The sequence below is a fragment of the Luteimonas sp. gir genome, assembly GCF_037198055.1.
Classification (GTDB): domain Bacteria; phylum Pseudomonadota; class Gammaproteobacteria; order Xanthomonadales; family Xanthomonadaceae; genus Luteimonas; species Luteimonas citri_A.
This window is the reverse complement of record NZ_JBBAXQ010000005.1, coordinates 149,548-175,452: the sequence shown is the minus strand read 5'-3', so window position 1 is coordinate 175,452 and position 25,905 is coordinate 149,548. Positions and strand designations below refer to the sequence as shown.

General features: G+C 69.5%; 23 protein-coding genes. 9 read left to right on the top strand and 14 right to left on the bottom strand.

From position 1 onward, the window contains the following. The first annotated feature begins 19 nt into the window (after window positions 1-19). Both WAF18_RS09450 and WAF18_RS09445 read left to right on the top strand, forming a co-directional pair. Complete coding sequence (locus WAF18_RS09450) at window positions 20-538, top strand: YcxB family protein (protein ID WP_337244869.1); 519 nt, start codon at window positions 20-22, stop codon at window positions 536-538. Window positions 539-659: 121 nt separating this feature from the next. Next, on the top strand, window positions 660-1,397 hold the full coding sequence (locus tag WAF18_RS09445; RefSeq protein ID WP_337244868.1) for an rRNA pseudouridine synthase: 738 nt from the start codon (window positions 660-662) through the stop codon (window positions 1,395-1,397). A gap of 9 nt (window positions 1,398-1,406) precedes the next feature. Here WAF18_RS09445 and WAF18_RS09440 read toward each other — a convergent pair whose 3' ends face one another. Next, window positions 1,407-2,264 (bottom strand): PA4780 family RIO1-like protein kinase, encoded by an 858-nt coding sequence (locus WAF18_RS09440; protein ID WP_337244867.1) that lies wholly within the window; start codon window positions 2,262-2,264, stop codon window positions 1,407-1,409. A 215-nt stretch (window positions 2,265-2,479) separates the two neighbouring features. On the opposite strand from WAF18_RS09440, the gene WAF18_RS09435 reads away from it, so the two are divergent. Beyond that, on the top strand, window positions 2,480-3,517 hold the full coding sequence (locus tag WAF18_RS09435) for an SMP-30/gluconolactonase/LRE family protein (RefSeq protein WP_337244866.1): 1,038 nt from the start codon (window positions 2,480-2,482) through the stop codon (window positions 3,515-3,517). 234 nt (window positions 3,518-3,751) lie between these two features. Here the strand turns inward: WAF18_RS09435 and WAF18_RS09430 are convergent, their stop codons facing one another. Together WAF18_RS09430 and WAF18_RS09425 are read right to left on the bottom strand one after the other, a co-directional pair. After that, window positions 3,752-4,390: an NAD-dependent dehydratase gene (locus WAF18_RS09430; protein WP_337244891.1), complete on the bottom strand. Its 639-nt coding sequence runs from the start codon at window positions 4,388-4,390 to the stop codon at window positions 3,752-3,754. Between the two features lie 14 nt (window positions 4,391-4,404). After that, complete coding sequence (locus WAF18_RS09425; protein ID WP_337244865.1) at window positions 4,405-5,292, bottom strand: AraC family transcriptional regulator; 888 nt, start codon at window positions 5,290-5,292, stop codon at window positions 4,405-4,407. A gap of 136 nt (window positions 5,293-5,428) precedes the next feature. On the opposite strand from WAF18_RS09425, the gene WAF18_RS09420 reads away from it, so the two are divergent. Beyond that, the gene (locus WAF18_RS09420) at window positions 5,429-6,184 is read left to right on the top strand and encodes an SDR family oxidoreductase (protein WP_337244864.1); all 756 of its coding nucleotides are present in this window, start codon (window positions 5,429-5,431) and stop codon (window positions 6,182-6,184) included. 150 nt (window positions 6,185-6,334) lie between these two features. On the opposite strand, the gene WAF18_RS09415 is transcribed toward WAF18_RS09420, so the two are convergent. Further along, the gene (locus tag WAF18_RS09415) at window positions 6,335-7,123 is read right to left on the bottom strand and encodes a winged helix-turn-helix domain-containing protein (RefSeq protein WP_337244863.1); all 789 of its coding nucleotides are present in this window, start codon (window positions 7,121-7,123) and stop codon (window positions 6,335-6,337) included. Between the two features lie 160 nt (window positions 7,124-7,283). On the opposite strand from WAF18_RS09415, the gene WAF18_RS09410 reads away from it, so the two are divergent. After that, entirely contained in the window at window positions 7,284-8,054 is a 771-nt protein-coding gene (locus tag WAF18_RS09410; RefSeq protein WP_337244862.1) for a hypothetical protein, read from the top strand. A gap of 167 nt (window positions 8,055-8,221) precedes the next feature. Then, window positions 8,222-9,571, top strand: coding sequence for a serine hydrolase domain-containing protein (locus WAF18_RS09405; RefSeq protein WP_337244861.1), 1,350 nt, complete (start codon window positions 8,222-8,224; stop codon window positions 9,569-9,571). A 33-nt stretch (window positions 9,572-9,604) separates the two neighbouring features. Here the strand turns inward: WAF18_RS09405 and WAF18_RS09400 are convergent, their stop codons facing one another. From WAF18_RS09400 to WAF18_RS09380, 5 genes are all read right to left on the bottom strand, one after another. Continuing rightward, window positions 9,605-10,279 (bottom strand): nucleotidyl transferase AbiEii/AbiGii toxin family protein, encoded by a 675-nt coding sequence (locus WAF18_RS09400; RefSeq protein ID WP_337244860.1) that lies wholly within the window; start codon window positions 10,277-10,279, stop codon window positions 9,605-9,607. Next, complete coding sequence (locus WAF18_RS09395; protein ID WP_337244859.1) at window positions 10,276-10,779, bottom strand: helix-turn-helix transcriptional regulator; 504 nt, start codon at window positions 10,777-10,779, stop codon at window positions 10,276-10,278. Before WAF18_RS09395 ends, WAF18_RS09400 begins: the two co-directional genes overlap by 4 nt. A 67-nt stretch (window positions 10,780-10,846) precedes the next feature. Then, entirely contained in the window at window positions 10,847-11,221 is a 375-nt protein-coding gene (crcB, locus tag WAF18_RS09390; protein WP_337244858.1) for a fluoride efflux transporter CrcB, read from the bottom strand. Beyond that, a complete protein-coding gene (locus WAF18_RS09385) occupies window positions 11,218-12,342 on the bottom strand; it encodes an ATP-binding protein (protein WP_337244857.1) in 1,125 nt (374 codons plus the stop codon). Before WAF18_RS09385 ends, crcB begins: the two co-directional genes overlap by 4 nt. Further along, entirely contained in the window at window positions 12,339-13,061 is a 723-nt protein-coding gene (locus WAF18_RS09380) for a response regulator (RefSeq protein ID WP_337244856.1), read from the bottom strand. The genes WAF18_RS09385 and WAF18_RS09380 overlap by 4 nt, the downstream gene beginning before the upstream one ends. A gap of 143 nt (window positions 13,062-13,204) precedes the next feature. On the opposite strand from WAF18_RS09380, the gene WAF18_RS09375 reads away from it, so the two are divergent. Further along, the gene (locus WAF18_RS09375; protein ID WP_337244855.1) at window positions 13,205-14,353 is read left to right on the top strand and encodes an efflux RND transporter periplasmic adaptor subunit; all 1,149 of its coding nucleotides are present in this window, start codon (window positions 13,205-13,207) and stop codon (window positions 14,351-14,353) included. 10 nt (window positions 14,354-14,363) lie between these two features. After that, the gene (locus tag WAF18_RS09370; protein ID WP_337244854.1) at window positions 14,364-17,495 is read left to right on the top strand and encodes a multidrug efflux RND transporter permease subunit; all 3,132 of its coding nucleotides are present in this window, start codon (window positions 14,364-14,366) and stop codon (window positions 17,493-17,495) included. 103 nt (window positions 17,496-17,598) lie between these two features. On the opposite strand, the gene WAF18_RS09365 is transcribed toward WAF18_RS09370, so the two are convergent. After that, window positions 17,599-18,183, bottom strand: coding sequence for a DUF1345 domain-containing protein (locus WAF18_RS09365; protein ID WP_337244853.1), 585 nt, complete (start codon window positions 18,181-18,183; stop codon window positions 17,599-17,601). A gap of 426 nt (window positions 18,184-18,609) precedes the next feature. Here WAF18_RS09365 and WAF18_RS09360 point away from each other — a divergent pair, with 426 nt between their 5' ends. Next, window positions 18,610-19,038 (top strand): VOC family protein, encoded by a 429-nt coding sequence (locus WAF18_RS09360; RefSeq protein ID WP_337244852.1) that lies wholly within the window; start codon window positions 18,610-18,612, stop codon window positions 19,036-19,038. Between the two features lie 81 nt (window positions 19,039-19,119). Here WAF18_RS09360 and WAF18_RS09355 read toward each other — a convergent pair whose 3' ends face one another. The 4 genes from WAF18_RS09355 to WAF18_RS09340 all read right to left on the bottom strand — a co-directional run bounded on the left by WAF18_RS09355 (window position 19,120) and on the right by WAF18_RS09340 (window position 25,588). Continuing rightward, window positions 19,120-20,568: a mannitol dehydrogenase family protein gene (locus tag WAF18_RS09355; protein ID WP_337244851.1), complete on the bottom strand. Its 1,449-nt coding sequence runs from the start codon at window positions 20,566-20,568 to the stop codon at window positions 19,120-19,122. Next, the gene (locus WAF18_RS09350; protein ID WP_337244890.1) at window positions 20,565-22,244 is read right to left on the bottom strand and encodes a glycoside hydrolase family 43 protein; all 1,680 of its coding nucleotides are present in this window, start codon (window positions 22,242-22,244) and stop codon (window positions 20,565-20,567) included. The genes WAF18_RS09355 and WAF18_RS09350 overlap by 4 nt, the downstream gene beginning before the upstream one ends. Before the next feature lie 50 nt (window positions 22,245-22,294). Then, complete coding sequence (gene manD / locus WAF18_RS09345; RefSeq protein ID WP_337244850.1) at window positions 22,295-23,548, bottom strand: D-mannonate dehydratase ManD; 1,254 nt, start codon at window positions 23,546-23,548, stop codon at window positions 22,295-22,297. 114 nt (window positions 23,549-23,662) lie between these two features. Then, window positions 23,663-25,588 carry a sialate O-acetylesterase gene (locus WAF18_RS09340; protein WP_337244849.1) on the bottom strand — a complete coding sequence of 642 codons (1,926 nt, stop codon included), beginning with the start codon at window positions 25,586-25,588 and terminating at the stop codon, window positions 23,663-23,665. Between the last annotated feature and the right edge of the window lie 317 nt (window positions 25,589-25,905).

The following is a 25,905-nucleotide window of genomic DNA, read 5'->3' as shown; positions in this document are numbered from 1 at the left end:
CGCCCTTGCTGTGCAGGCCATGGATCGCACGACGACCTTCATCCTCGATCAGCGCGACCACCGGCGCGGTGCGCGCCTCCATCTGGCGCGGGCGATGCGCGACCGGCGCACGCGTCTACGCTTGGCGCTGCTGTGGCTGGTCGGAACGCTCGTGGTGAGCGGGCTTGCGCGGATGCTCGGCGTCCCGTGGTCCGAGCTCGCCGGCGATCTGCCGTGGATCGCGCTCGTCGCAGCGGCAACGATCGTGGTGTTCGCGTTCGGCCTGCCACTGCTCCTCGCCCCGCTAACCGTGCGCCAGCGCTTCCGGCGCGAGGCGCTGGTGCGCGAGCCGGTCGTCGCGCACTGGGACGAGGCCGCCTATCAGGCGCGCCAGGGCGGTGTCGAAAGCCGGGTGGCATGGGGCACCTACGTGGCCTGGCGGGAAAGCCCGGACCTGTTCGTGCTGTTCCTCACCGACAACAATTTTCAGTTGATTCCCAAGCGGGCACTGGACGCGGCCCAGGTCGAAGACCTGCGCATGCGGCTGGCGGCGCGCTAGACGGCGAGTGTCGCCTTCAGGCGTGCCTGCTGCGTCGGGCGCGGTGACACCGGGCGCGGCCAAGGCCAGTCCGCGGCGCGCCGGCCGCTACACTGCCCGGCCCCCGATCCCGACACCCACCATGCCTGATCCCGTCCGTCTCGCCCATCGCGTCGCCGAGCTGTTCACGCTGTCCCGCAGCGAGGCCGAACAGGTCATCCGCAACGGCTGGGTGTCGGTGGACGGCGTCGTGGTCGAGGCGCCGCAACATCGCGTCACCGTCGAGCACGTCGTGCTCGACCCGGCGGCCCGCGTGGAAGCGGTGGAGCCGGCCACGCTGCTGCTGCACAAGCCGGCCGGCATCGACGCGATCGACGGGCCGCATCCAGCCGTCACGCTGGCCACGCCCGAGACACGCTGGGCCGATGACCCGAGCGGCGTGCGCCTGCTGCAGCGCCATTTCCATCGGCTGACGCCGCTGGTGCCCCTCGACACCGAGGCCAGCGGGCTGATGGTGCTGACCCAGGATGGCCGCGTCTGGCGCCGCCTGACCGAGGACGCCGACCAGATCGAGCACGAGTACATCGTCGAAGTCGCCGGCACGCTCGGCCCCTACGGCTTAGGTCAGCTCGCGCACGGCATCCAGATCGACGGTCGCACACTGCCGGCGTGCAAGGTCAGCTGGCAGAACGAAACCCGGCTGCGCTTCGCGATCAAGGGCGCACGCAACGGTCAATTGCGCGCGATGTGCGCGCAGGTCGGCCTGGACGTGGTGTCAATCCGCCGGCTGCGCATCGGTCGCATCGCGCTCGGCAAGGGCCCGGCCGGGGCGATGCCGCCCGGCGCCTGGCGCTACCTTCCGGTCGGCGAGAAGTTCTGAGGCTGCGGCCTAGTCGTCCGCGTCCGCGGCTTCGCGGCCCTGCTGGCGGATCAGCGCTTCCTGCCGGGCATCCTCGATCGCATCGCGCACACCGTCGACATCGACCGCACCGGCTTCCGGGGTGAACCGCCCGGTCAGCACGGTATCGGGGGCCAGTGCCCCGGCCTCGAACAGCGCCCACATCTCCTCGCCGTACCAGGTATCGAGCAGTTCGGGCGCCGCGCGTCCGAGATAGGCGGTGAGATTGTTGACGTCGCGCAGCAGCATCGTGCGTGCGGCGTTGTTGCCCGCCGCACTGACCACCTGCGGGAAATCGATCACCACCGGCCCCTGCGCGTCGACCAGCACGTTGTAGGGCGACAGGTCGCCATGGATCAGGCCGCAGCACAGCATCCGCACCACTTCGCGCACCAGCGCGCGGTGATAGTCGCGGGCCTGGTCGGCGTCGAGCGCGACCTCGCCCAGCCGCGGCGCCGAGAAGCCATCGGCATCGGTCACCAGCTCCATCACCAGCACGCCATGCACGTAGCCGAAGGGCTCGGGCACACGCACGCCGGCAGCGCGCAGTTGGTACAGCGCATCGACCTCGGTGTTCTTCCAGGCGGTTTCCTGCTGTTTGCGCCCGTATTTGCTGGCCTTGCCGATCGCGCGCGCCTCGCGGCTGCCGCGCACCTTGCGGCCTTCCTGGTATTGCACGCGCTGCTGGAAACTGCGCTGCGCCATGTCCTTGTAGACCTTCGCGCAACGCACCTCGTCGCCGCTGCGCACGACGTACACCGCCGCTTCCTTGCCGCTCTTGAGCGGGCGTACGACGGCGTCGATCACGCCGTCGTCGATCAGTGCCTGCAGGCCTTGGGGAGTCTTCACACGGGTCCTGTGCGGTGGTCGGCACGGCGGGGGCCGGCCACGAGCGGGAAGCTTCGCATGTCCGTTCCAGGGTCGCCATCGCCCGACGGCGCGCAGCAGGCTGCAGCCAGGCTTCGCTTCATGCTGCATTCGAAAGGGTGCCCGCGCATCGGCGATTCGCCACTGCCCGCCGGACGTTGCATGCTGTCTGGCCCCCAATCGGAGACCGCACACCGATGCGATGGCCCGCACTGCTGTTCGCTCTGCCCCTGCTCGCCGCCTGCGCGGCGCCGACGCCATCTGTCGATGCCGATGTCGATGCCGCGTCGACGTTCGGCCGGCTGACCCGCTGGCATGCCGGTTTCGATGCGGTCGTCGCGCCGGATGCGCGCGTCGAGCGCCTCGCCGATGGCTTCACCTGGTCCGAGGGGCCGGCATGGATCGCCGACGGCGGCTATCTGCTGTTCACCGACGTGCCCGAGAACCGCATGCACCGCTGGTCCGAGGCCGACGGCGTTTCAGTGTTCCTCGAACCGTCCGGCTACGACGGTCCTGACACCGGTGAACTGCGCGAGGCCGGTGCCAACGGCCTGCTCGCCGAGCCCGGCGGCAGCGTGCTGCTCGCCGATTCGGGCAACCGGCTGGTCGCACGCTTGGACCTCGTGACCCGGCGCAAGACCCCGCTGGCCGAACGCTTCGACGGCAAGCGCCTGAACAGCCCGAACGACATCGCGCGGCGCAGCGACGGCAGCGTGTTCTTCACCGACCCGCCCTACGGCCTGGTGGGCATGAACGATTCGCCCGCCAAGGCACTCGATTTCAACGGCGTCTACCGCATCGCGCCCGACGGTGGCCTGCATCTGCTCGACGCCACCGTGCCCTTCCCCAACGGCATTGCGCTCTCGCCCGACGAACGCACCCTGTATGTCGCCAGCTCAGATCCCGAGGCCCCGCTCTGGTACGCCTACGCGCTGGACGCGGACGGCACGGTGTCCGGGCGCCGCGTGTTCGCCGACGCCAGCGACCTGATGGCCGATGACGCGCCCGGGCTGCCCGACGGCATGACCGTCGCCGCCGACGGTACGGTGTTCGCAACCGGCCCTGGCGGCGTGCTGGTGTTCGCGCCCGACGGCACCCGGCTGGGCCGCATCGAGACCGGCGGCGCGATCTCCAACTGCACCTTCGGCGATGACGGCCGCACGCTGTACATGACCTCCGACGACATTCTCGCGCGCGTGCGTGTGCAAACGATTGGGCCGGGGTTCGCGCGCTAGGCGGTCAACGCTGGGGGCGCTCCACACAAGCGCGCCCCCACCCAACCCTCCCCCGCGCGCGGGGGAGGGCTTTTCCATGCGATCTGCAGCCGCGCAGCTGTTCGCGCTCAGCGTGTCCTGCAAGCAGCATCTTGCATGGCCGACACCGATCTGCGTGCCGCTCGCCGACGCGCCGCTCGACTCCCTCCCCCGCCTGCGGGGGAGGGCTGGGGTGGGGGCACGCCCTGGTGCGGCCTACACAGCCTCAGCCAGCCGCTCAGAGCCCACGACGTGCACGCCGGGTAGGGCATCGATCGCGGCGTCCAGCAGCGCGGCCGCGATCCGCGGTGCCGGGTTGATGCGCCAGCGCGGTGGCAGCAGCGGACCGAGTGCGCCGAGCACGACGCCGGCCACCCGCTCGCCCAGCCGGAACTCGTCGCGCGTCCCGCCGATGAGCCCAGGCCGCACGAAGGTCAGCGACTCGAAGCCGAGCGCCGACAGCTCGCGTTCCAGTTCGCCCTTGACCCGGTTGTAGAACACGCGCGACGCCGGATCGGCGCCCAGCGCCGAATTCAGCGCAAACGCCCGCGCGCCATGCGCCTGCGCCTGGCGCGCCACCCCCAGCGGATAGTCGTGGTCGACGCGGTAGAAGACCGCCTGCGAGCCGGCCTTGCGGATCGTCGTGCCGAGCGTGCAGATCACCGCATCGACTCGCCACCATGGGGCATCGCCGGGCAGGCGGTCGAAGTCCACCTGCGGCGACTGCAGTTTCGGGTGCGCTGGCAGGTGGCGGCGTACCGGCGCGATCACCGCCGCCACGCGTGGATCTGCCAAGGCCTGGGCCAGCACGTGGCGCCCGACCAGACCCGTCGCACCGACCAGCAACACCCGCACGCCAGCGCCCGTGCTCATCGCAGTTGCGCCCGTTGTCGCGCCGCGTCGATCTCGCGCACCGGTGGCTGGCCGAACATCCGCGCGTACTCGCGGGTGAACTGCGGCACGCTCGCATAGCCCACACCATGCGCGGCGATGCCCGCGGGAACGCCCTCGGCCAGCATGCGGCGACGCGCTTCGATCAGCCGCAGCCGCTTCTGGAACTGCAACGGCGTGAGCGACGTCGCCGCGCGGAAATGCGCATGGAACGCCGACACGCTCATGTCGGACATCGCCGCCAGCCGCTCCACCGGTAACGGCCGGTCGTAGCCGGCACGCAATGCCGCCACCGCACGCGCCACTCGCTGCGCACTGCCACTGGGCCATGCCAGCCGCCGGATCGCCGCCCCATGCCGCCCGGCCAACAGCCAGTAATGCATCTCGCGCACATGCTGGGCCTGCAGCACCGGCAGCGCCGCCGGGCGGGCGAGCAGCCGCATCAACTGCAGCGCCGCCTCGGCGAGCTCGGCATCGGTCGGCTCCACCCCGATCGGCGCTGCGCCCGGATCCGGCGCGGCATCCATGTCGGCGACCAGATCGGCCACCACGGCCGGATCGATCTCCATCACCAGCGAGCAGTACGGCGCCGCGGCGCTGGCCTGCACGATCCGGCTCTGCGTCGGCAGATCAGCCGCGATCACCAGTGTGTCGCCGGCGGCGAACGCGAACGTGCGCGTCCCCATCGTCACCTCCTTGGCGCCCTGCAGCACCAGGCAGGCCAGCGGACGCTGGATGTCGTGGGCCAGCCCGCTCGGTGCCAGCGCGTGCACCGCCGCCAGTCCGGGGATCGGGGTCGCGGCAATGCCGCCGCCTGGTGCGTGGGCGTCCGCATGGCGGCGGACCAGATCGAGCAATGCGGTCATGGCGCCAGCCTACGCTTCCCGGACCAACGCCGGACAGACGGCTGGAGGATCAGGCAAGCATCGCCGAGCTTCCGGCAACCGCGGTGGCCGACGCGGCGCGATAGTGGCTCCCCCGCCACGCACACCAGGATTCCCCATGTCCCGCATCACCCTGATCACCGGTGCCAGCCGCGGCCTCGGCCGCAATACTGCCCTCGCCGTCGCGCGTGCCGGCGGCGACGTCGTGTTGACCTACCGCAGCGGCGAAGCCGACACCCAGGCCGTCGTCGCCGATATCGAAGCGCTCGGCCGCAAGGCCCGCGCGTTCCAACTCGACGTCGGCGACGCCGCCAGCTTCCCGGCCTTCGCCGAGACCCTGCGCGCCGCGCTGCGCGAGACCTGGCAGCGCGAGACCGTTGACCACCTGGTCAACAATGCCGGCCACGGCGACACCGCCCCGTTCGGCGAGACCACCCAGGCGCAGTTCGACCGCCTCGTCGATGTGCACTTCAAGGGCGCGTTCTTTCTGACCCAGGCGCTGCTGCCGCTGATCGCCGATGGCGGCCGGATCGTCAATCTGTCCAGTGGCCTGACCCGCTTCGCCTACCCCGGCTACGCCGCCTACGCGGCGGCCAAGGGTGCAGTCGAAGTGCTGAGCCGATACCTGGCCAAGGAACTGGGCCCTCGCGGCATCGCCGTCAACACCGTGGCGCCCGGCGCCATCGAGACCGATTTCGGCGGCGGTGTCGTGCGCGACAACCCGCAGGTCAACGAACACCTCGCCGGCATCACCGCCCTTGGCCGCGTCGGCGTGCCCGACGACATCGGCCCGATGATCGCCAGCCTGCTCGGCGCCGCCAACCGCTGGGTCACCGGTCAGCGCATCGAGGTCTCGGGCGGGCAGGCGCTCTGACGGCGAGCATCGGACGGTCCGCATCGGGGCGAGTCACGACCCGACGCGGACCGACGCTGGTGGCATCGGTCCGGCCGCTCCCAGCCACGGCGCAACGGCCACGCAAGCGCGCCCCTGGGGGACGGGGCGCCCTGACTCCACGCATATCGCTCACTCGAGCGCTCGCACCAACCCTGTCGCCATCTGCGCCGCCAGCGCGCGCTGCAGCGGCACGTAATCCTCTGTGTCGGTGTCGGCCGCAAACTCGCCAGACCACACCAGATGCCCCTCGGCGTCGTCTATCAGCGTCACGACCGCCACTGTCTGCTGGGGCGTCTGTCGAACGCTGACGCGCGCATGCAGGTCAGCAGGCGCCCCCTCGGTGGCCATGTGGTAGCCGGTCGGCAGGCTGCCGCTGAGCTGTGCAACCAGACTTTCGCGCAGTCCGGCATTGAACTGGGGGAACATCACGTACTCGCACAGGCCCTGCACCGGCTCGACGGCGATGCGGTGAGGCGGCGGTGCCAGCGCCAGCGCTCGATATCCCCAGCTTGCACCGCCGACCGCGAGCGCCACGACGGCGAGGACGCCGGACGCGAGCCCGAGCTGCCGGTGGCGACGCGGTGGCGGGCTGGCGACGGCGCCCTGCGCATCGCCGGCCAGGGTGCCGATGAAACGATAGCCCGCGCGCGGGCGGGTCTGGATGTAGCGCGGCGCGTCCGCATCGTCGTCCAGCAGCGCGCGAATGCGCCGGATGCAGGTATTGAGCGCGGCATCCCCGCCGGTGCCCGCGCGCGGCCAGAACCGGTCGAGCAGTTCTCGCCGGGGCACCACCCGGTCCCGGCATTCGATCAGATACGCCAGCACCTCCACGGCCTGGGGCGGGGTGTCGAGCGGCTGTTCGCCTCGGAAGATCTGGAGGGTCGCAGGGTCCAGCCCGAAGGCGTCGAAGCGCAGCATCGTGGTTCTCCCGGCCCGGTCGACGCGCCGCGTCATCGGCCTGTCAGCGAATGTCACGACATGTCATTGGGGCATTTTGGCAGAACGCCCTAGGCTTGTCCGAGCGGCGCCACGGGCCCGCCCCGGCCGCGTCCTCCCCTTTGTCTTCAGGATCCTGTCAATGCGCCTTTACCTGCTCGCCGCCCTGTGTGGACTGCCGGCCCTCGTCACTCCATTCAGCCAGGCCCTGGCCGAAAGAACGGATGTCGAGGTCCGCGTCATGGCACGCGGCGCCAAGTTCATGGGCGGCTACAGTGCCCCGGTCCGCGTGACTCTGACCGATGCGGAGACCGGCGAGCTCCTCGCGCGCGGGCTGACCTCGGGGACCACCGGCGACACCCAAACGATCATGAACACCGCCCACGTCCATGGCGCTGCACTGGCGAACGAGGCGACTGCCGCATTCCGCACTTCGCTCGACCTCGACCGCCCGCGTCAGGTGACCCTGAGCGTGACCGGTCCACTCAGCCAACCCCAGGCCACCACCACGGCGACCAGCACGCAGTGGCTGCTGCCCGGACATCACCTCACCGCGGGCGATGGCTGGCGGATGGAACTGCCCGGCTTGATCGTCGACCTCGCCAGTCCACTCGCCTACCAGTGGGTGCAAGCAGGCCAGACCGTTCCCCTGCGGGCAGGCGTAACCCTGCTGTGCGGCTGCCCGATGTCCGAGGACGGCCCCTGGCGGGCGGGCGACACCGAAGTGGATGCCTACCTGCGCATCGACGGCGGGCCCCCGACTCGGCATCGACTTGCTTTCGACCCGACCCAGGCGCTGTTCGTCGGCGAACTGCCGACCCAGGCCGCGGGCCTGTACGAACTGGAGATCCGCGCCTGGATGGCACCGAGCAACAATGCCGGCGTGGCACGGACCGCCTTCTTCGTCCGCTGACCTGACCACTTGGCGCCGACCTCCCCGACCCACTGGGTCTGGGGAGGGCCGATCCGCAGCGCGAGAGGCGTACCACCATGCTCCCCAGACACATCCTGCCCGCCTGGCTCCTCCTGGCTCTGCTGCTCCCGTGCAGCGCATCCGCCGATGACGCGCGCGCCGATGCCATGACCAAGCAACTGGAAACCAACCGACAGCGCTACGGCATCGCCGGCCAGGCCGTGCTGGTCGCGCGCAACGGCCAGGTGCTGTTCCGCGGCGCGGATGGCGAGGCCGACATCGCCACCCACACCCCGGTCATCGAGACCACCGTATTCCCTGTCTACTCGCTGGCCAAGCTGTTCGCCAGCACGCTGGCGGTGCAGCGCATCGAGCAGGGCGCGCTGACTCTGGACGGCCCGATCGGCGCGACCCTACCCGGTCTGCCGGCACACTGGCAGGGCATCCGCCTGCGCGACCTGCTGGACCACACCTCCGGCCTGCCCGAGTACTTCGAGGCCCCGCAGAACGGCACGCTGGCCGCGCCGCTTCCGGCGGATGCGCGCGCGGTCTTCGCCGCCCTTGCGCAGACCCCACTCCAGTTCGCGCCGGGCACCCGCACGCGCTACACGCAGACCAACTACCTCGTTCTGGCGGCCTTGCTCGCGGCAGACGGCGGCAAGCCCTACCCGCAACTCGTCGAAGACCGCATCCTGCGCCCATTGCAACTGCGCCATACCTGGCTCGGGCCGGCCGCGTTGCCCAAGCACGGCGTCGCAACCGCTTACACCGGACGGAACGGCCAGCTCATGCCCGACCCCGACCTCGCCTGGCCCGACGATGCGCTCGGTCATGCCGCGCTCTATACCACCCTCGACGACCTCGCCCGCTTTCTGCAGGCCATGACCGACGGCGAACTCGTCGGCCGGGCGACACTCCAGGCGCTGTGGCAGCCACGCACCCTGCCCGACGGCCAGCGCGGTTGGTTCGCGGCCGGCTGGGAGTACGGCGACAACGGCATCGATCGCCAGGTCGGCCACGACGGCGGCACCCGGGTCCGGGTGCGCGTGCTATTCGCGGGCAGCCTCGACGGCGACGTCGACACGGTCGTCTACCTGACCAACGGCAGCGCACGCAACGTCTGGTCGCGCACGCTGGTGGACAGCATTCTGGCCGCGATGGCACCCGAACGCTTCCCGGCCGAAGCCCTGGCCGAGACGTTACGCAGCCTCGCCCTCGACACGGGCCAAGACGACGATCTGCGCGCACGCGCGCGCGCGATCCGCGCCGCCAGCCCACTTGACGACATCGCGTTCGAGCGCACCGTCAACGCCACCGGCTATGCCGTCCGCGAGAACTTCGGCATCGACCCTGCCTTGCGCGTGTTCGCACTGAACGCCGACCTGTTTCCGATGTCGGCCAATGCCTGGGACAGCCTCGCCGAGGCGTACGCGGCCAAGGGCGACGACGTGCAAGCCAACGCGCTGTACGAGAAGGCACGCGCGCTCGCGCGCGACGCGACGCGCAGAAAGGACTGATCGGTTGAACATACGATGGACCCGTCCACGCCCTTAACGACGTCTCACATCTTCAGCGAGCCATGGGCGAATCATCGCCTCCGCTTGCGCCACGCAATGCTCGAAATCCAGCTCAGGACCGATGGTGTCGATCTGCGCGAACTCGCGTCGCAGCGCATCCCGCCGCTCGCCGAGCCCTCGGAGGAAGGCCGCGCCATGCTTGCGCATGAAGGGCACTGCCAATTCGATCTGATCCGGCTGCACCTCGGCCACTGCGCACAGATCGAACAGGTCCCGCGCCTTTGCACGATTGCCGCGATGCCACATCTTCTTCGCGATGATTTCCGCCGAGGTTTCGACCCTGATCGCTCTGCCTCGATACGACACCGTCTCGTAGGGCGCAGCCGTCAATGAAGCGCCAACGACCACGTCGATTTCGCCCCCCGGCAGAAACAGCTTCAGGTACTCGGCAGCTTCCTCGTAATCGGCGCTGACCTTCTCGGCCACCTCGCTCAGACGCGGATTCACGTAACCCAGGTACTGGGGATCGGGAACGAAGAGATCGATGTCCTTGCTCTGCCGATGGGCGATACGCAACATCAACACGGTGCCACCGCCGAACGTCCAGATGGCGCCTGGGACCTGCTGTTCCAAGTGGGCCATCAGCTCGAGTGCAGAGACGAACAGATCATGCCAGAGGCCGGGGCGCTCCAGATCGACCGCACTCACACCCAGATCTCGCGCTGACTCTTCACTTCGTGCGCCAACCGTCGATAGGTCTTCCAGACAGCACCGCGGTCGAGGCCGACCTGGTCATGCAGTTGATCGGCAACCGATGCCAGCAACGACACCGGCGCCTCGTCGAGAAACGCGTGCAGATGCGGGGCATAGTCCTCAACAACCCGTCCCGTCACCAGCATGCGCTTGAGCTTGGCTGCAGTGATCGGCGTCTTGTAGCTCACACTCGCCGTGGCCGCTGCCCGCATCAAAGGCGTCATCCTCTGGGGACGGGGTGGTCCTGCGCGACCGACATCGACCCGTAGCGCCAATCCGAGCAGCGTGGCGAGCCGTTCGGCCTTATTGAGCCCGAGGTCCGGCACCGCGCCCGTTTCCAATTGGTTCACCGTCTGCCGGGAAAGCCCGCTCAGCGCGGCCACCTGCGCCTGGCTCAGGCCCATTTCGGCCCGCCGCATGCGCATCGCCTGCCCGAGTTCATGGATCGCGCCCATACCGGGATCGTACGCCAGGCTTACAGAATGTCAAACATATGCGACATATCAATTGTGTTGACGGGGCCTATAGCGCCGCCCGCACCAGCGCCATCCCCACGAACAGCCCGCCGATCGACAGGACGACCGACGCCAGCACATAGATGGCTGCCAGGCCTGGTTGCCCACGCTCATAGAGCAGCGCCGCCTCCAGCGAGAACGCCGAGAACGTCGTGAAGCCGCCCAACACGCCGGTCATCAGGAACAACCGCAGCGATGGCGACAGGCCACTGCGCGCGGCGAACCAGGCCACGACCACCCCCATCAGCAGCGAGCCGACGACGTTGATGCACAGCGTGCCGTAGGGAAACGTCGTGCCGGCACGCAGCGCCAGCATGTTGACGCCGTGACGCAACGCCGCGCCCAGGCCGCCGCCGAGAAACACCAGCATGAGCTGGATCATTGCGCGTCTCCGGCAAGGGCGGGCGGCGGCAGCCTGCCGTCCACACGCGTCTGCCGCGCATCGGTCACCGGCCATGCAAGAAAGACATCGCTGCCGCAGCCCAGGGCTGAGCGGCACCCTGCGTGGCCGCCATGCGCGATCGCGATCGTCCGCACGACCGCAAGTCCGAGTCCCGACCCGCCACCGGCGCGCGATCGTGACGGATCGCCACGCCGGAACGCGTCGAACACGTGCTGCCGCAGCGCCTCCGGCACCCCGGGGCCACTATCCACGACGCCAACGCAAGCTTCATCGTCGGCGACGCGGCCATACAGCAGCAGCGGGCCGGGCGTCGCATGCTTGAGCGCGTTGTCCAGCAGCGCGGTGAGTGCCTGCCGGATGCGTGCCGGGTCGCACGTCACCCGCGGCGGCACGCTGGTCTCCACGCGCAAGTCGAACCCGGCCGCGGCGAGGCGGTCGGAGACCGACTCGGCGACCCCGTGCAGCTCCTGGGCGAGATCGACCGCCACCAAGTCGATCTCGAAATGCCCACTGTCCTGCAGACTGAGCACGCGCAGATCCTCGACCAGCCGCGACAGGCTCTCGGCCTGCTTGAGTAGGCCCGCGAACACCGCCGGCTCGGGCGCAAACACTCCGTCGACCAGGCCTTGCAGGCGCCCACGCAGGATCGTGACCGGCGTGCGCAGTTCGTGGGCGACCGCGGCGTTCCAGAACGTCTGTTCCCGCATGGCGTCCTGCAGTCGCTCGGCCAGTGCATTGACGTCCTGCGCCAGTTGCGCCGTCTCCCCGGTGGCGCGTGCATCGAGCGCGACCCGGATGTGCAGGTTGCCTTGCGCGATGTCGCGCAGGCCGTGGGCCGCTGCATTCAAGGGGTTGAGGATGCGCCGCGACAGCCGGATCGCGACCCAGACCGAAATGACCACGGCCGCGACCACGGTCGTCACGATCCAGGCCAACTCGGCGCCCGATGGCACCCAGCTCTGCGAGAGCATCGACGGCGCGTAGGCCGACGCCCATGCGTAGAAGGCATAGGACCCGACGAAGGAGAGCACCATCAACCCGAGCGACATCACTGCCAGCGATGTCGCGATCTGGGACCGCAACCCCGAAGCGCGCGTCATGCGGCCCGGCCGACGCGATAGCCCACGCCGCGTACGCTCTCCGGCACGCCCTGCAGACCGGCTGCCTCGAGCTTGCGCCGCAGCTTGCTGACATGGCTGTCCACGGTCCGCTCCAGCGTGTCGCCCTCCGGCAGGCACGCTGCCAGCAGTTCGGCGCGGCTGCAGACCCGCTCGGGCGCGCGCAGCAGATGCGCGAGCAGCTTGAACTCGGTGAGGGTCAGATCGATCGCGTGCAGGCCGTCGTCAAGATGCAGCGTCACCGCGTGACGGTCGGCATCGATCTCGATCGGTCCCGCCCGCAACGTCGGTGCAGCATCGGCCGCCGACACCCGGGTCCGCCGCAACACCGCCTCCACGCGGGCGACCACCTCGGCCGGATTGAACGGCTTGACCACGTAGTCGTCCGCGCCGATCCGCAGCCCGGTCAGCTTGTCCACATCCTGGTCCATCGCGGTGAGCATGATCACCGGGGTATGGCCGCGGTGACGGATCTCCCTGAGCACCTGCCAGCCATCGAGCACCGGCATCTGCACATCGAGCAGCACGAGATCGGGCCGGTGGGTCCGGTGCTTGGCCAGCGCATCGGCGCCATCGAAAGCGCGCACGCTGCGCAGGCCGCTTCGGCGCAGATAGGCCGCCAGGATCTCGCCGATGTCCGGCTCGTCCTCGGCGATCAGCACGAGGGATTCGGCCGGGACGCTGGGACCGCGGGAGGGCATCGGGTTTCCGGGGACTGAACGGGACGCGGCGTCCATCTTATCTCCATACAGACGGCACTCAATCCCAACGCCTGCCGACCAGACTGCGCAGCCTCGAGCGGCCGACCGTCCCGGATCGGCCCCGCGTGCAGGAGTTGCGGTCCATGTCCCCCTTCCGTTGCCTTCGACGCACCCTCCCGTTGGCCGCGTCGGTCGTGTTGCTCGTGGCGTGCAGCGCGCAGCGCGACGCCGACGGCGCGTCGCCACCGCCTAGTGTCACCGTCGAGACCCTCGCCCCGACCCCGGTGGTCGTCCGTGTGGACCTCCCGGGACGGGTGACCGCGCTGCGGACGGCCGAGATCAGGCCGCAGGTCGGCGGCATCGTGCAACGGCGCCTGTTCGAGCAGGGCGCGGAAGTCGAGGCCGGCACGCCGCTGTTCCAGATCGCCCCCGCCCCACTCCGGGCGGATGTCGACACCGCGCGCGCCAGCTTGCGCCGTGCCCAGGCCGAAGCCAGGCGCACGCGCGTGCACAGCGAACGCCTGGCGACCCTCGCACGCGACCAGGTGGTCAGCCGCCAGATGTACGACGACGTGGTCGCGCAGCGCGACCAGGCCCAGGCCGATGTCGCACAGGCCGAAGCGAGCCTGGCGCGGCGGCTCGTGGATCTGGGGTTCTCGCGGGTCAGTGCCCCGATCCCCGGCCGCATCGACCAGGCCCTGGTCTCCGAAGGCGCGCTGGTCACCGCGGGCGACAGCACGCCCATGGCCACAATCCAGCAGATCGACCGGGTCTATGTGGATGTCCGCCAGCCGGCGGGACATGGCGCGGCGCTCCGCCGGCGCCTGGATGCACGCGACACCTCCGATGTCGAGATCCTGGTAGACGGACAGCCGACCGGCCTGCATGGCCGGCTGCTGTTCTCGGGCACGCGCGTGGATGCCGGCACAGGCGATGTGCTGCTGCGCATCGAGGTCGAGAACCCGGCGCGTACCTTGTTGCCCGGCATGTTTGTGCAGGCACGGATGGTCGATGCCCAGTACCCCACGGCGCTGACTGCCCCCGAAGAGGCCATCGTCAGGGCCGGGGAACGCGCCAGCGTGTGGGTGCTCGATGCCTCGAATCATGCACGCCTGCTGCCCGTCACCCTCGGCGAACGCATCGAGGGCCGCTACCGGATCGCCGACGGGCTGCAGCCTGGACAGCGCCTTGTCGTGAAGGGCATGGAGCGCCTGCAAGAAGGCGGCATCGCACAGGCCCGCACCGAATCGACCGACGCCACCGATCTGGCCGGCACGCCCGGACGCGACTGAGGACGTTCGCATGTCGCAATTCTTCATCCACCGCCCGGTCTTTGCCTGGGTGATCGCGCTGTTCATCGTGCTGGGCGGCCTGCTGGCGATTCCGAAGCTGCCGATCGCACGCTACCCGTCCGTCGCGCCGCCCTCGGTCACCATCTATGCGACCTATCCCGGGGCGACCCCGCAGACCCTCGACGACTCGGTGGTCGGTCCGATCGAACGCGAGCTGTCGGGCGTCAAGCACCTGCTCTACTTCGACTCGTCGGTCGACGCCAGCGGCACCGCGCAGATCACCGCGACCTTCAAGCCGGGCACCGATCCCGAGATGGCCCAGGTCGACGTCCAGAACCGACTCAAGTCGGTGGAGCCCCGCCTGCCCCAGGCGGTGCGCCAGTCCGGCGTGCAGGTCGAATCGGCTGCCTCAGGCTTTCTGATGATTGTCGGCCTGACCTCGCCCGATGGCCGCTTCGACGAGGTCGCCCTGAACGACTATCTGGCACGCAACATCGTGCAGGAGTTGCGTCGAATCGACGGCGTGGGTCGCGTCCAGTTGTTCGGCGCTGAGCAGGCCATGCGCATCTGGGTGGACCCGGCAAAGCTCACTGCGTTCGGCCTGACCATGGCCGATCTTGCGCGCGCGATCGAACAACAGAACGCGCAGATCGCGCCGGGCCGGATCGGCGACGAACCCGCCCCCGCGAGCCAGCGGCTGACCGTGCCGCTGACCGTGCAAGGCCAGTTGACCAGCGCGGAGGCGTTCGCGGCCATCGTACTGCGCGCAGGCGCCGACGGCGCCAAGGTCGTCCTGGCCGACGTGGCGCGGGTCGAGCTGGGCGCGCAGTCCTACGCGTTCGCCAACCGCGAGAATGGAATGGCGGCGACGAGCGCGGCCGTCCAGCTTGCGCCGGGTGCCAACGCGGTCCGCACGGCGGCGGCGATCCACGCACGCATGGCCGAACTCGCGCCGGCCATGCCCGCCGGGATGGCCTACTCCATTCCGTTCGACACCGCGCCCTTTGTCCGGATCTCCATCGAAAAGGTCGTGCACACGCTGCTCGAGGCGATGGCGCTGGTGTTCGTGGTGATGTACGTGTTCCTGCAGAACGTCCGCTACACGCTGATCCCGGCGATCGTGGCGCCGATCGCGCTGTTGGGCACCTTCACCGTGATGCTGCTAGCCGGCTTCTCGATCAACACCCTCACCATGTTCGGCATGGTGCTGGCGATCGGCATCATCGTCGACGATGCCATCGTCGTGGTCGAGAACGTCGAGCGACTGATGGCGAGCGAAGGCCTGTCGCCGCGGGAGGCGACCTCGAAGGCCATGAAGGAAATCACCGGCGCCGTGGTGGGCATCACGTTGGTGCTGATCGCCGTCTTCATTCCGATGGCGTTCGGCGCCGGCTCGGTGGGGGTGATCTACAAACAGTTCACGCTGTCGATGGCGGTCTCGATCGCAGTCTCGGCATTCCTGGCGCTGACGCTGACGCCGGCGCTGTGCGCCACGCTGCTGCGACCGGTCCCGGCGGGCCATCACGCGCGTCGTGGCGTTTTCGGCGCCTTCAATCTCGGCTTCGAGCGCCTATCGGCCGGCTACGCAGGCAAGGTGGCCGGGCTGGTGAAGCGCAGCGGCCGCGTCATGCTCGTGTTTGCGGCCCTCTGTGTCGTCCTGGTGCTCGGCTTGCGTCATGTGCCGTCCTCCTTCCTGCCGGAAGAGGACCAGGGCTACTTCATGACCTCGATCCAGTTGCCTACCGGCGCGACGATGGCGCGGACACTGGAGGTCGTCAAAACCTTCGAGGCGCATGTCGCCTCGCGTCCGGCGATCAAGAGCAACCTGGTCGTCCAGGGATTCAGCTTCGCAGGCTCGGGCCCCAATGCCGCCATGGCCTTCACCATGCTCGCCGATTGGTCCGCGCGTGGCGATGCGACCGCTGCCGGGGAGGCCGCGCTTGCGCAGGACGCGATGGCCGCGACGAGCGAGGGCACGGTGATGAGCCTGATGCCGCCCTCGATCGAGGAACTCGGCACCTCGTCGGGCTTCACGATGATGCTGCAGGATCGAGGTGGACGCGGTCAGGCGGCGCTGCTCGACGCACAGGCTCAACTGCTCAAGCTCGCCGCCGGCAGCAAGGTGGTCGCCGATGTCTACCCCGACGGCCTGCCGCCCGGCGACAGCATCGCGCTGCATATCGACCGTGCGAAGGCCGAGGCGCTGGGCCTGTCGTTCAACAGCGTCAGCAGCACCCTGTCCGCCGCCATGGGTTCGCTCTACGTCAACGATTTCCCCAATCGCGGCAGGATGCAGCAGGTGATCCTGCAGGCGGACGCCAACGCGCGCCTGCACCTGGAAGATGTGCTGGGCCTGCGCGTGCGCAACGCCTCGGGCGGCATGGTGCCGCTGCGTGAAGTGGTTGCCGCGCAATGGACGGCCGCGCCGCAGCAGATGATGCGATTCCAGGGCTTCCCGGCAGTCCGCATCGCGGGCAGGCCCGCTTCGGGCGCGTCGAGCGGCTCGGCAATGGCCGAGATGGAGCGCCTCGTCGGGCAACTGCCGCAGGGCTACGCCGCGGCCTGGAGCGGGCAATCGCTGCAGGAGCGGCAGGCCGCGGCCCAGGCACCGCTGCTGGTGCTGCTGTCGGCCCTTGTGGTGTTCCTGGTGTTGGCCGCACTCTACGAAAGCTGGACGATTCCGCTTTCGGTGATGCTGGTGGTGCCGCTGGGCCTGCTCGGCGCGGTCGCGGCGGTGATGCTGCGCGGCATGCCGAACGACGTGTTCTTCAAGGTCGGCATGATCACGATCATCGGGCTGTCGGCCAAGAATGCGATCCTGATCGTCGAGTTCGCCCGCCAGCTGCATGCCGAAGGCCGGAGTCTGGCCGACGCGGCGATCACCGCGGCGCGGCTGCGCTTTCGGCCGATCCTGATGACCTCGCTGGCATTCGCGCTCGGCGTCGTGCCACTGATGCTGGCCTCGGGCGCCAGCGCCGAGACCCAGCGCGCGATCGGCACCGGCGTCTTCGGCGGCATGGTCAGCGGCACGGTCCTGGCGGTGTTCTTCGTGCCGGTCTTCTTCGTCGCGGTGCTGGGCGCACGTGAGCGGATTGCCGCCTGGCGCGCGCGCCGAGCCGCGCCTGCGGTGCCGCCGGTCTAACGCGTCTGGGGTGTCAGCGGAAGCGGAGCGCCCCATGCCCTACCGGCATCGCCCCTGCCCGCGACCTATCGCCGCCGCGCTGGCGCTCGCGTCGGCGACGGGCTCAGGCCTGCCCGCCCAGGATGTTCACGGTGACCGCGATGACGAACATGTTGAAGAAGAACGCGATCACACTGTGCATCAGCGCGATCCGCCGCAGCATGCGGCTGGTGATCTGCACATCGGACACCTGGAAGGTCATGCCAAGCACCAGGGCGAAGTAGGCGAAATCCCAGTAATCGGGGGCTTTGTCGCCGGGGAAATCGAGGCCGCGATGGTCGTCGCCATAATCTCCATAGAACCCATGCGCATAGTGCAGCGCGAACATGACATTCATGAACAACCAGGACAGCACGATGCTGCTGCCCGCGATACCGATCGACGCGATCCCCCCGGATTTTCCCGCCGACAGTTCGGTGCCCAGCGCCACCATCAAGATCGCGACCAGCCCGATCGCGCTCCACAGGATGCCCCAGCGGCCCGCGTCCTGGCGCACGGCGACCTCGCGCATGCGCTCAGGACCGGCGGTATCGAACAACCGCCATGCCGCACCCAGGAACACCAGCGCACCGACGTCGAACCCCAGCAACAGCGCAACCGGCCACCGGGCCCCGACCAGCAGGCAGCCGGCACAGGCTGCAACGAACACCGCCGTCGCAAGGCTCAGCCGCGGCCGGGCCGTGAAAGTCTGAAACGGGCGCCAGCGCGTGCGGGAATGCGCGTGCGGGGGCCTATGCGGTTGTCTGCTCACGTCTGCCCTCTGCCGGTGGTTGCCGACCGCTGGAACCACTTTGACCAGGGGCGGCGGCGATCGATCACGGTCGCCAGCATGCGCGCTCCGAGGCTGACGCGCACGGCCCCATAGGTGCTCTTCAGACGGAAGCGGGCAGGCACTCCCGTCTGGCCGAATGCGCCAGATGCGCACGTGTGCCAAGGCCGTACAACGTCCCTCCGGACGGGCCTCGACTCGCCGCTGGCAGCACATCCGGGACCCAGTTGTGCGCAGCCATGGCGCAGCTGGCATGATCGCCTCGCCAACGCCCTCTCCTGCCCGTTGCCTTGTCGCGAGGTGTCTATGGAAACGATGGAACTGCACCGCGGCCGATTGATCGATCACCTGCAACTCGTGGTGCGCGATCTGGCCGCCAGCCGCCGCTTCTACCAAGCGGTATTCGACAGCATCGGCATTCCGATCGCCGGCGAGGGCCCGGACTACTTCTGGGCCGATGAACTGTTCATCTCCACCGCCAGCAGCCAAGCCGCCGCCGGTCAGCTGACCGGTCGGCATCACCTCGCATTCCAAGCGCGCGATCCCGCGACCGTCGACGCCTTCCACACTGCCGCCATCGCGGCGGGCGGCACCGATAACGGCCCGCCCGGCGAACGCCCGTACCACCCGGGCTATTACGGCGCCTTCGTGCTCGACCCCGATGGCAACAACATCGAAGTCGTCTACCACGGCCCGGCCACCTACAGCGCAGACTCGGTCAAGGTCACGTTCTGAGCTGGACCGCGCGCGACCTACGGCATTGCCTACCGCGACATCGGCGGCGGGCGCGTCATCGCCGACTATTGGCAATCGGTCCTAGCGCGCCACGGCCTCAGCCGGATCATGCGCAAGCGCTGCATAGCCCCGTTCGATCGCATCGACGATGGTCGGCGCCTCTGCCACACCTGCGAACACTTCCCGCAGCGCTAGGAACCGCGCCACATCGGCATGCGCGTCGCCGGTCGCCTCTCGACCGATCTGCGCCAGAGTGTCGGCCATCGGGTCGACCAGCGCGACACCGGCGTGTGCCTGCCGCCGCACGAAGTGCATCCACGCGGCGATCGGCAGGGACAGGCGATCGATGGATCGGCCGGCCGCCAGCGCATCGCGGATCGTGCCGAGCAGGCGCACGGGCAGTTTCTGGCTGCCGTCCCAGGCGATCTGGGCCAGACGATGGGCGATGGCCGGATTGCGGAAGCGCGCCAGGATCGCGTTGATGTAGGCGTCCAGGTCCAACGCGGCCGGCACGCTCAGCGTCGGCGCGATGTCTTCGCGCATCAGTCTCGCGACGAAGGCGGCCAGGCCGGGATAGCGCATCGCGTCGGTGACGGTCTCGATGTCCAGCAGCAGGCCGAGGTAGGCAAGCGCGCTGTGCGGGCCGTTGAGCAGGCGCAGCTTGGCGCGGTCGAAGCCGGCGATGTCGTCGCTGAGGGTCACGCCGACCCGTTCCAGCGGCGGGCGCCCGTTGCAGAAGTGGTCCTCCACGACCCACTGCGTGTAGGGCTCGCGCTGGACTGGCCAGGCATCCTCCAGGCCGAGCGCATCGGCCACGCGGGTGCGCAACTTGTCGTCGGTGGCCGGGGTGATGCTGTCGACCATCGAGCGCGGAAACGCGACCTCGGCGTCGATCCACGCGGCGAGCGCCGGGTCGGTACGTTCGGCGAACGCGAGCACGGCGCGACGCAGGCGCACGCCATTGTCGGCAAGGTTGTCGCAACTGAGCACGGTGTACGGTGCCAGCCCGGCTGCGCGACGACGCGCGAGGCCGGCGACGACATGGCCGATCGCACTGACCGGCGCGTCGGGCGTCGCGAGGTCGTGGACGATGTCGGGATGGCTGAGGTCCAGGCCGTCGCCGGCCAGGCAGTAGCCTTTCTCGGTCACGGTCAGCGTGACCAGACGGACGGCAGGATCGGCGAGGCGCGCGAGCACGGCCGCGGCCTCGTCGCGGGCGCATAGCACTTCGCGCAGTGCGCCGATGACGCGCAGTCGTGGCGTCTGCCCCAGGATCGCAAGCGTGTACAAGCCGTCCTGCGGACGCAGCGCGTCGCGCACATCGGGGTTGCGCAGCGACACCGCACACACGGCCCAGTTGGGGTCGAGCGCCAGCGCATCATCGAAGTACACCACCTGGTGTGCACGATGGAAGGCGCCCGCCCCCAGATGCACGATGCCGATCCGGGTCGCGGCGCGATCGAAGGTCGGCCGCGCGACCGCGGGTGGCAGCGTTGCGAGCAGGGTCTCGGACAGTCGGCCCCGGCTCATCGTTCGTCGCGCGCGTACGGGCCCAGGGTGACGCCGACGAAGCCGCCGGCATGGTCGGTGCTCAGCAAGGTGGCGTCGGCATCGCGCAGCAGCCATTGCCAGTCGCCGTCGTCGGCGGCCCACGCGAACCCGATGCGTCCCGCATCGCCGGCCACCTTCAGCCGCAGATCCGCGGCCCGCGCGATGGTGTGCTGCGCGATGATCCGTGCCGGCTGATCGACACCGGCCGCCCGTTCGACGAACACCACGGCGCCATCGTCGGCATCGCGCCGCACACCGAGCAGGTACCAGTGATTGCCGCTCTGGAATGCGGCGAGCCCGCCCACGATGCCTGCGGCCGGTATCGCCAGTGCGGTGCTGGCCTCGAAGCCGAGATGCTGCTGGCGGCGTGCGAGGAACGAGGGGTTGCCCAGCGTGTCCAGGCCGTCACGTCCGGGGTGGATCGCAAGCTTCCCGGAGCGGGAGGCGAGATCGGCCCAGTCGCGCTTGGGCACGCGTACGAACATCCATGCCGGGTCGAGCACGGGCCCGTCGAATTCGTCGCGCCAGGTGAAGTTGCCGCTCATCGGCGCCTGATCGGCCTCGCGTGACATCCACGATGGCGCGGGCAGCGCATAGGGAATCGGCGTGTCCGGCGGCAGGATCGTCGGCCAGCCGTCGGTCCAGGTCACCGGCAGCAGGAACGTCTCGCGCCCGGTGTTGTAGTGGCGCACGTCGTAGTTGCGGCTGGCCAGGAACACCGCCCACCAGCTGCCGTCCGGTCCCTGGACCAGATCGGCGTGGCCGGCGTTGGTCACCGGCAACGCCCGCTCGGGCGGCAGGTCGCGCTGGGTCAGGATCGGATTGTTTTCGTACGGCGTGTAGGGTCCCCAGACGTCGCGGCTGCGCAGAATCACCTGCGAATGTTGCGGGCCGGTGCCGCCTTCGGCGTTGTTGAGGTAGTACCAGCCGTCGACCTTGTACAGGTGCGGGCCCTCGATCCAGATCGGGTTGTCTTCGGGTTTGACGCCGCCGTCGATCAACACCTTGCGTGGACCGAACGGCGTCAGCGTCGCGATGTCGATCGCCTGCAGCCAGATGGCGCGGTGGCCGTCGTAGCGCACCGGCCCGTCCGGCGCGTCGTTGTTGAGGAGGTAGGCACGGCCGTCGTCGTCGAAGAACAGCGACGGGTCGATGCCGCCGATGCCGGGCAGCCAGACCGGGTCCGACCAGGGCCCCGCCGGATCGGTGGCGGTGACGATGAAGTTGCCGCCGGCATCGACCGCGGTATTGACCACATAAAACGTGCCGTCGTGATACTCGATCGTCGGCGCGAACACGCCGCGCGACAGGCCCAGGCCGTCGAAGTCGAGCTGGTCGGGACGATGGATCGCATTGCCGATCTGGGTCCAGTGCACCAGGTCCTCGCTTTCGAAGATCGGGATGCCCGGGAAGTAGGTGAAGGTCGACGCGACCAGGTAGAACTTCCCGTTGGCCGCGACGATGCTCGGGTCGGAATGGAAGCCGGCGAGAATCGGGTTGCGGAAGTGACCAGCCGGCAGCGGCGCGTCGAACGCACGGTCGCTTCCGCTGTACTCGAACCAGTCGAACAGCACGGGCTCGGGATCGGGCCGGTCCGCGGCGATGACCGGCGCTGCAACGATCGCGACCAGCAGGCCGGCCGCAAGTGCGCGCAGCCAGCCATGCGGGGAGACGCGTGGGGACGGCCCCGTTGTCGGCGCGCCCATCACCAGTCCCACATCCCGCCGTCTTCCAGGCGCGCGACCGGCAGTTGCTTGGGCGTGTACGGGTACTTCGCGGCCAGCGCCTCGTCGATGTCGACGCCGTGCCCGGGCGTGTCGCCCACATGCAGCCGGCCGGCGCGGAATGCGTAATCGTGTGGGAACACTGCCAGGATCTCCTCGCCATGGAACATGTATTCCTGGATGCCGAAATTCGGCACCCAAGTATCGAAATGCAGCGCCGCCCCCATCGTGACCGGCGACAGGTCGGTCGCGCCGTGGAAGCCGGTGCGCACCTGGTGCAGGCCGGCGAAATCGGCGAGGCGGCGGATGTGGGTGATGCCGCCGCCGTGGACGATCGTCGTGCGGATGTAGTCGATCAACTGCCGCTCGATCAGGTGCTTGCAGTCCCAGATCGAGTTGAACACCTCGCCCACCGCGAGCGGGGTGACCGAATGCTGGCGGATCAGTTCGAACGAAGCTTGATGCTCAGCCGGGGTCGCATCCTCGAGCCAGAACAGCCGATAGGGCTCGACATCGCGGGCCAGGCGCGCCGCTTCGACGGGCGAGAGCCGATGATGGACGTCGTGCAACAGCTCGACCGTGTTGCCGTGGTCGGCGCGCAACTGCTCGAACAGCCTCGGTGCCGTCTCCAGGTAGCGCGGCGTGTTCCAGACGGTCTCGGCCGGCAGTTCGCTTTCGGCCGGCTCGTAGGGTTTTCCGGCTGTGGAGATGCCGTAGGCCTTCTTGACGCCCGGCACGCCGCACTGGGCGCGCACGGCGAGGAAACCGCGTTCGAGATACATGCCGACCTCGTCGCTGGCCTCGGCAATGTCGCGGCCGTTGGCATGCGCATAGACCAGCGCGCCCTCTCGCGAGCGGCCGCCGAGCAACTGATACAGCGGCATACCGGCCATCTTGCCCAGGATGTCCCACAGCGCGACATCGACCGCGGCAATCGCGGTCATCGTCACCGGCCCGCGCCGCCAATACGCACCGCGGTACAGGAACTGCCATAGATCCTCGATGCGGCCGGCATCGCGGCCGATCAGATTCGGCACCACGTGGTCCTGCAGGTAGGATGCGACCGCGAGCTCGCGGCCGTTGAGCGTGGCATCGCCCAGGCCGTAGATGCCCGAGCGGGTGACGATCTTGAGCGTGACGAAGTTGCGGCCGGGACAGGTGACGATGACGCGTGCCTCGACGATCTCGCGATCGTGACGGCTGCTGTGACGGCTGGGTTCGGTGTGGACGGACATGTGGGCGGCTCTGGATGCGATGGTGGTGGCGGATGAGGGCATCTGCCGCGCCTGCGACGGGCCCCCATCCGCCTTCGGCACCTTTCCCCGCACGCGGGGGGAAGGCTCTGGATGTCAACGGATCTCGATCTCGAACGGCCCCGGCGGCTGGCCAGCGCGGTCGAACAGATTGACCAGCGGGTTGTCGGCCCAGGCGTAGCGCACCCGCACCGGCGCGGCGACGTCCGGCGCGTGCAGACGCACGCGGTCGCCTTCGAGAACGGCCTGCGCCCAGCGACAACTGCCGGTGTCCGCACCGCACAGTTCGAAGCCGACCGGTCCTGGCGCGCCGTAAGCGACCAGGCCGCCGTCGACCGCATCGAACGTCACCACGACTGCGCCGGCCTCGCGCCGCGCACTGCGCGGCACCGGGCCGCTCGGCGTCAGCGTCTCGCCGTAGACCGCGTGGCGTGCAGCGCGCGCGAGCCGGCGACCGATCGCCTGCTTGTTGGCCGGATGGATGTCGTCGGCCTCGCCCAAGTCGATGGTCACCGCAAGCGCTGCGTGCGGCTCGGCGGCGACCCGGCGTTGCGCTTCGCGCAGCGTCGCCCAACCGCTCTCGCCCGGCGCCTCGGTCGCCGCACCGTAGTTGGGTAACTGCACCACCAGCAAGGGCAACCGCGGATCGCCCAAGCGCGTGCGCCAGTCGTCGCGCAGGCCACGCAGCTGGTCTGCGTAGGCGCCGGCCTCGCCTGTGTTCGCTTCGCCCTGGTACCAGACCACGCCCCGCACCGCAGGGCCACCCAGTGGCGCGATCATCCCGTTGTACAGCGTCGACAGGCCGGCCGCGGATTGCCAGGGCGCACGCGGCGGTGCGCCGGTTTCCGGCGGCACGATGCGGTAACGCCAGCCGGGGTCGAGCGGCACGACCGCGCCGTCGGCCAGCCGCAGCCGGTGCACGGACGCCGGCCCGGCCAGGCCGCCCTCGCGGTAGGTGTCGAGCACGTTGACAACGATCGTGTTCTCGCCTGCGCGCAGCAGACCATGCGGCAGCGGGTACTCGCGCGGGGTACCGGCGCCGTAGCTGCTGCCCACCGCGGTGCCGTTGACCCAGGTCAGATCCATCTCGTCGGCGGGACCGAGCAGCAGCGTGGCGTCCTGCGCCGCCTGCGCGTCGGTCAGACGTACCGATGTCCGGTACCAGACCATGCCGTCGAACGTCGCCAGTTCGGGCACGCCCCAGCGCTCCCACGCGCCAAGCGCGTGCGGAGCGTCGCGCCAGTCACCGGACACGGTATCCGTCCAGGGCCGGTCGTCGGCGGACACACCCGGCGCCTGCAACCACCACGCGGACCAGCGCTCGCCCCAGCGCGCGGCCGCCTGCATCGGGTCGTCGTGGTAGAGCGCGAGCACATCGAGGTCCTCGCCCGGCTGGCCACCCGCACGCAGCGCCTCGCCGCTGGTCCAGGCCTGGATACGCGAACCGCCCCACGCGGCCTCGATCAGCCCCATCGGCACGTCCACGGTCTTGCGCAGTTCGCGGGCGAAGTAGTAACAGGCGGCCGAAAAGTCGCGCACGCTCTCCGGCATGACCGGTTGCCAGGCGACGGGCTCGGTGAAGCGTGCCAAGGGGACCGGGCTGCTCACCTGCGGCACGGTCAGCAAGCGGATGTCAGGCGCATCGGCGCCTGCGATCTCGGCGCGGGCATCGAGCGAACGCCAGACCTGCAACTCCATGTTCGATTGGCCCGCGCACAGCCAGACGTCGCCGACCAGCAGGTCGCGGACGGTCCGGGTGGTCTCGCCTGCGCGGACGGTCAAGGTGTGGGGACCGCCGGCCGGCAACGCCGGCAGTTCGGCCTGCCAATGGCCGTCGGCATCGGCGCGCGCCTGCGCACGGCGGTCCGCCAGCGTGAGGTGGACGACCGTGCCGGCCGGCGCCTCGCCCTGCAGGCGCACGGGGCGGTCGCGCTGGAGGACGGCGTGGTCCTGGATCAACGGATGCAGCAACGCCGCCTCGCGCGTGTCGGCGTGGACAAGCGGTGCGAGGGCGAGCAGCACAAGCAGGCACGCAATGCGTGCAAGGCCCCCGCCCCCACCCGGCGCCTGCGGCGCCGACCTCCCCCGCACGCGGGGGAGGTGCGCGAAAGCCGGCGTCGACGGACCAATGGGATGCTCGATTGCGCGCCCGCAGTCCTGCGCAGGGTGCTCGATTGCCCTTCGCCAATCGTGGGCGAAGGGCCCGCTTGCTTGCCCCTGTTCTTGGACGGGGCGTTTGATCGCCCGCATCCGGCCCTGTGCGAAATGCTCGATTGCCCGCTTCCAGATCTGTGCGGGGTGCTCGGTTGTTTGCACCCTGCCCTGTGCAGAGTGCTCGA

Bases quoted from the DNA above. Each gene is read 5' to 3' on its own strand.
- WAF18_RS09375 (WP_337244855.1), top strand. From the start codon at position 13,205: ATGTCCCCCTTCCGTTGCCTTCGACGCACCCTCCCGTTGGCCGCGTCG.
- WAF18_RS09405 (WP_337244861.1), top strand. From the start codon at position 8,222: ATGACCAAGCAACTGGAAACCAACCGACAGCGCTACGGCATCGCCGGC.
- WAF18_RS09445 (WP_337244868.1), top strand. From the start codon at position 660: ATGCCTGATCCCGTCCGTCTCGCCCATCGCGTCGCCGAGCTGTTCACG.
- WAF18_RS09370 (WP_337244854.1), top strand. From the start codon at position 14,364: ATGTCGCAATTCTTCATCCACCGCCCGGTCTTTGCCTGGGTGATCGCG.
- WAF18_RS09410 (WP_337244862.1), top strand. From the start codon at position 7,284: ATGCGCCTTTACCTGCTCGCCGCCCTGTGTGGACTGCCGGCCCTCGTC.
- WAF18_RS09415 (WP_337244863.1), bottom strand. From the start codon at position 7,123: ATGCTGCGCTTCGACGCCTTCGGGCTGGACCCTGCGACCCTCCAGATC.
- WAF18_RS09450 (WP_337244869.1), top strand. From the start codon at position 20: ATGGATCGCACGACGACCTTCATCCTCGATCAGCGCGACCACCGGCGC.
- WAF18_RS09435 (WP_337244866.1), top strand. From the start codon at position 2,480: ATGCGATGGCCCGCACTGCTGTTCGCTCTGCCCCTGCTCGCCGCCTGC.
- manD (WP_337244850.1), bottom strand. From the start codon at position 23,548: ATGTCCGTCCACACCGAACCCAGCCGTCACAGCAGCCGTCACGATCGC.
- WAF18_RS09360 (WP_337244852.1), top strand. From the start codon at position 18,610: ATGGAAACGATGGAACTGCACCGCGGCCGATTGATCGATCACCTGCAA.
- WAF18_RS09355 (WP_337244851.1), bottom strand. From the start codon at position 20,568: ATGAGCCGGGGCCGACTGTCCGAGACCCTGCTCGCAACGCTGCCACCC.
- crcB (WP_337244858.1), bottom strand. From the start codon at position 11,221: ATGATCCAGCTCATGCTGGTGTTTCTCGGCGGCGGCCTGGGCGCGGCG.
- WAF18_RS09380 (WP_337244856.1), bottom strand. From the start codon at position 13,061: ATGCCCTCCCGCGGTCCCAGCGTCCCGGCCGAATCCCTCGTGCTGATC.
- WAF18_RS09425 (WP_337244865.1), bottom strand. From the start codon at position 5,292: ATGACCGCATTGCTCGATCTGGTCCGCCGCCATGCGGACGCCCACGCA.
- WAF18_RS09385 (WP_337244857.1), bottom strand. From the start codon at position 12,342: ATGACGCGCGCTTCGGGGTTGCGGTCCCAGATCGCGACATCGCTGGCA.
- WAF18_RS09395 (WP_337244859.1), bottom strand. From the start codon at position 10,779: ATGGGCGCGATCCATGAACTCGGGCAGGCGATGCGCATGCGGCGGGCC.
- WAF18_RS09420 (WP_337244864.1), top strand. From the start codon at position 5,429: ATGTCCCGCATCACCCTGATCACCGGTGCCAGCCGCGGCCTCGGCCGC.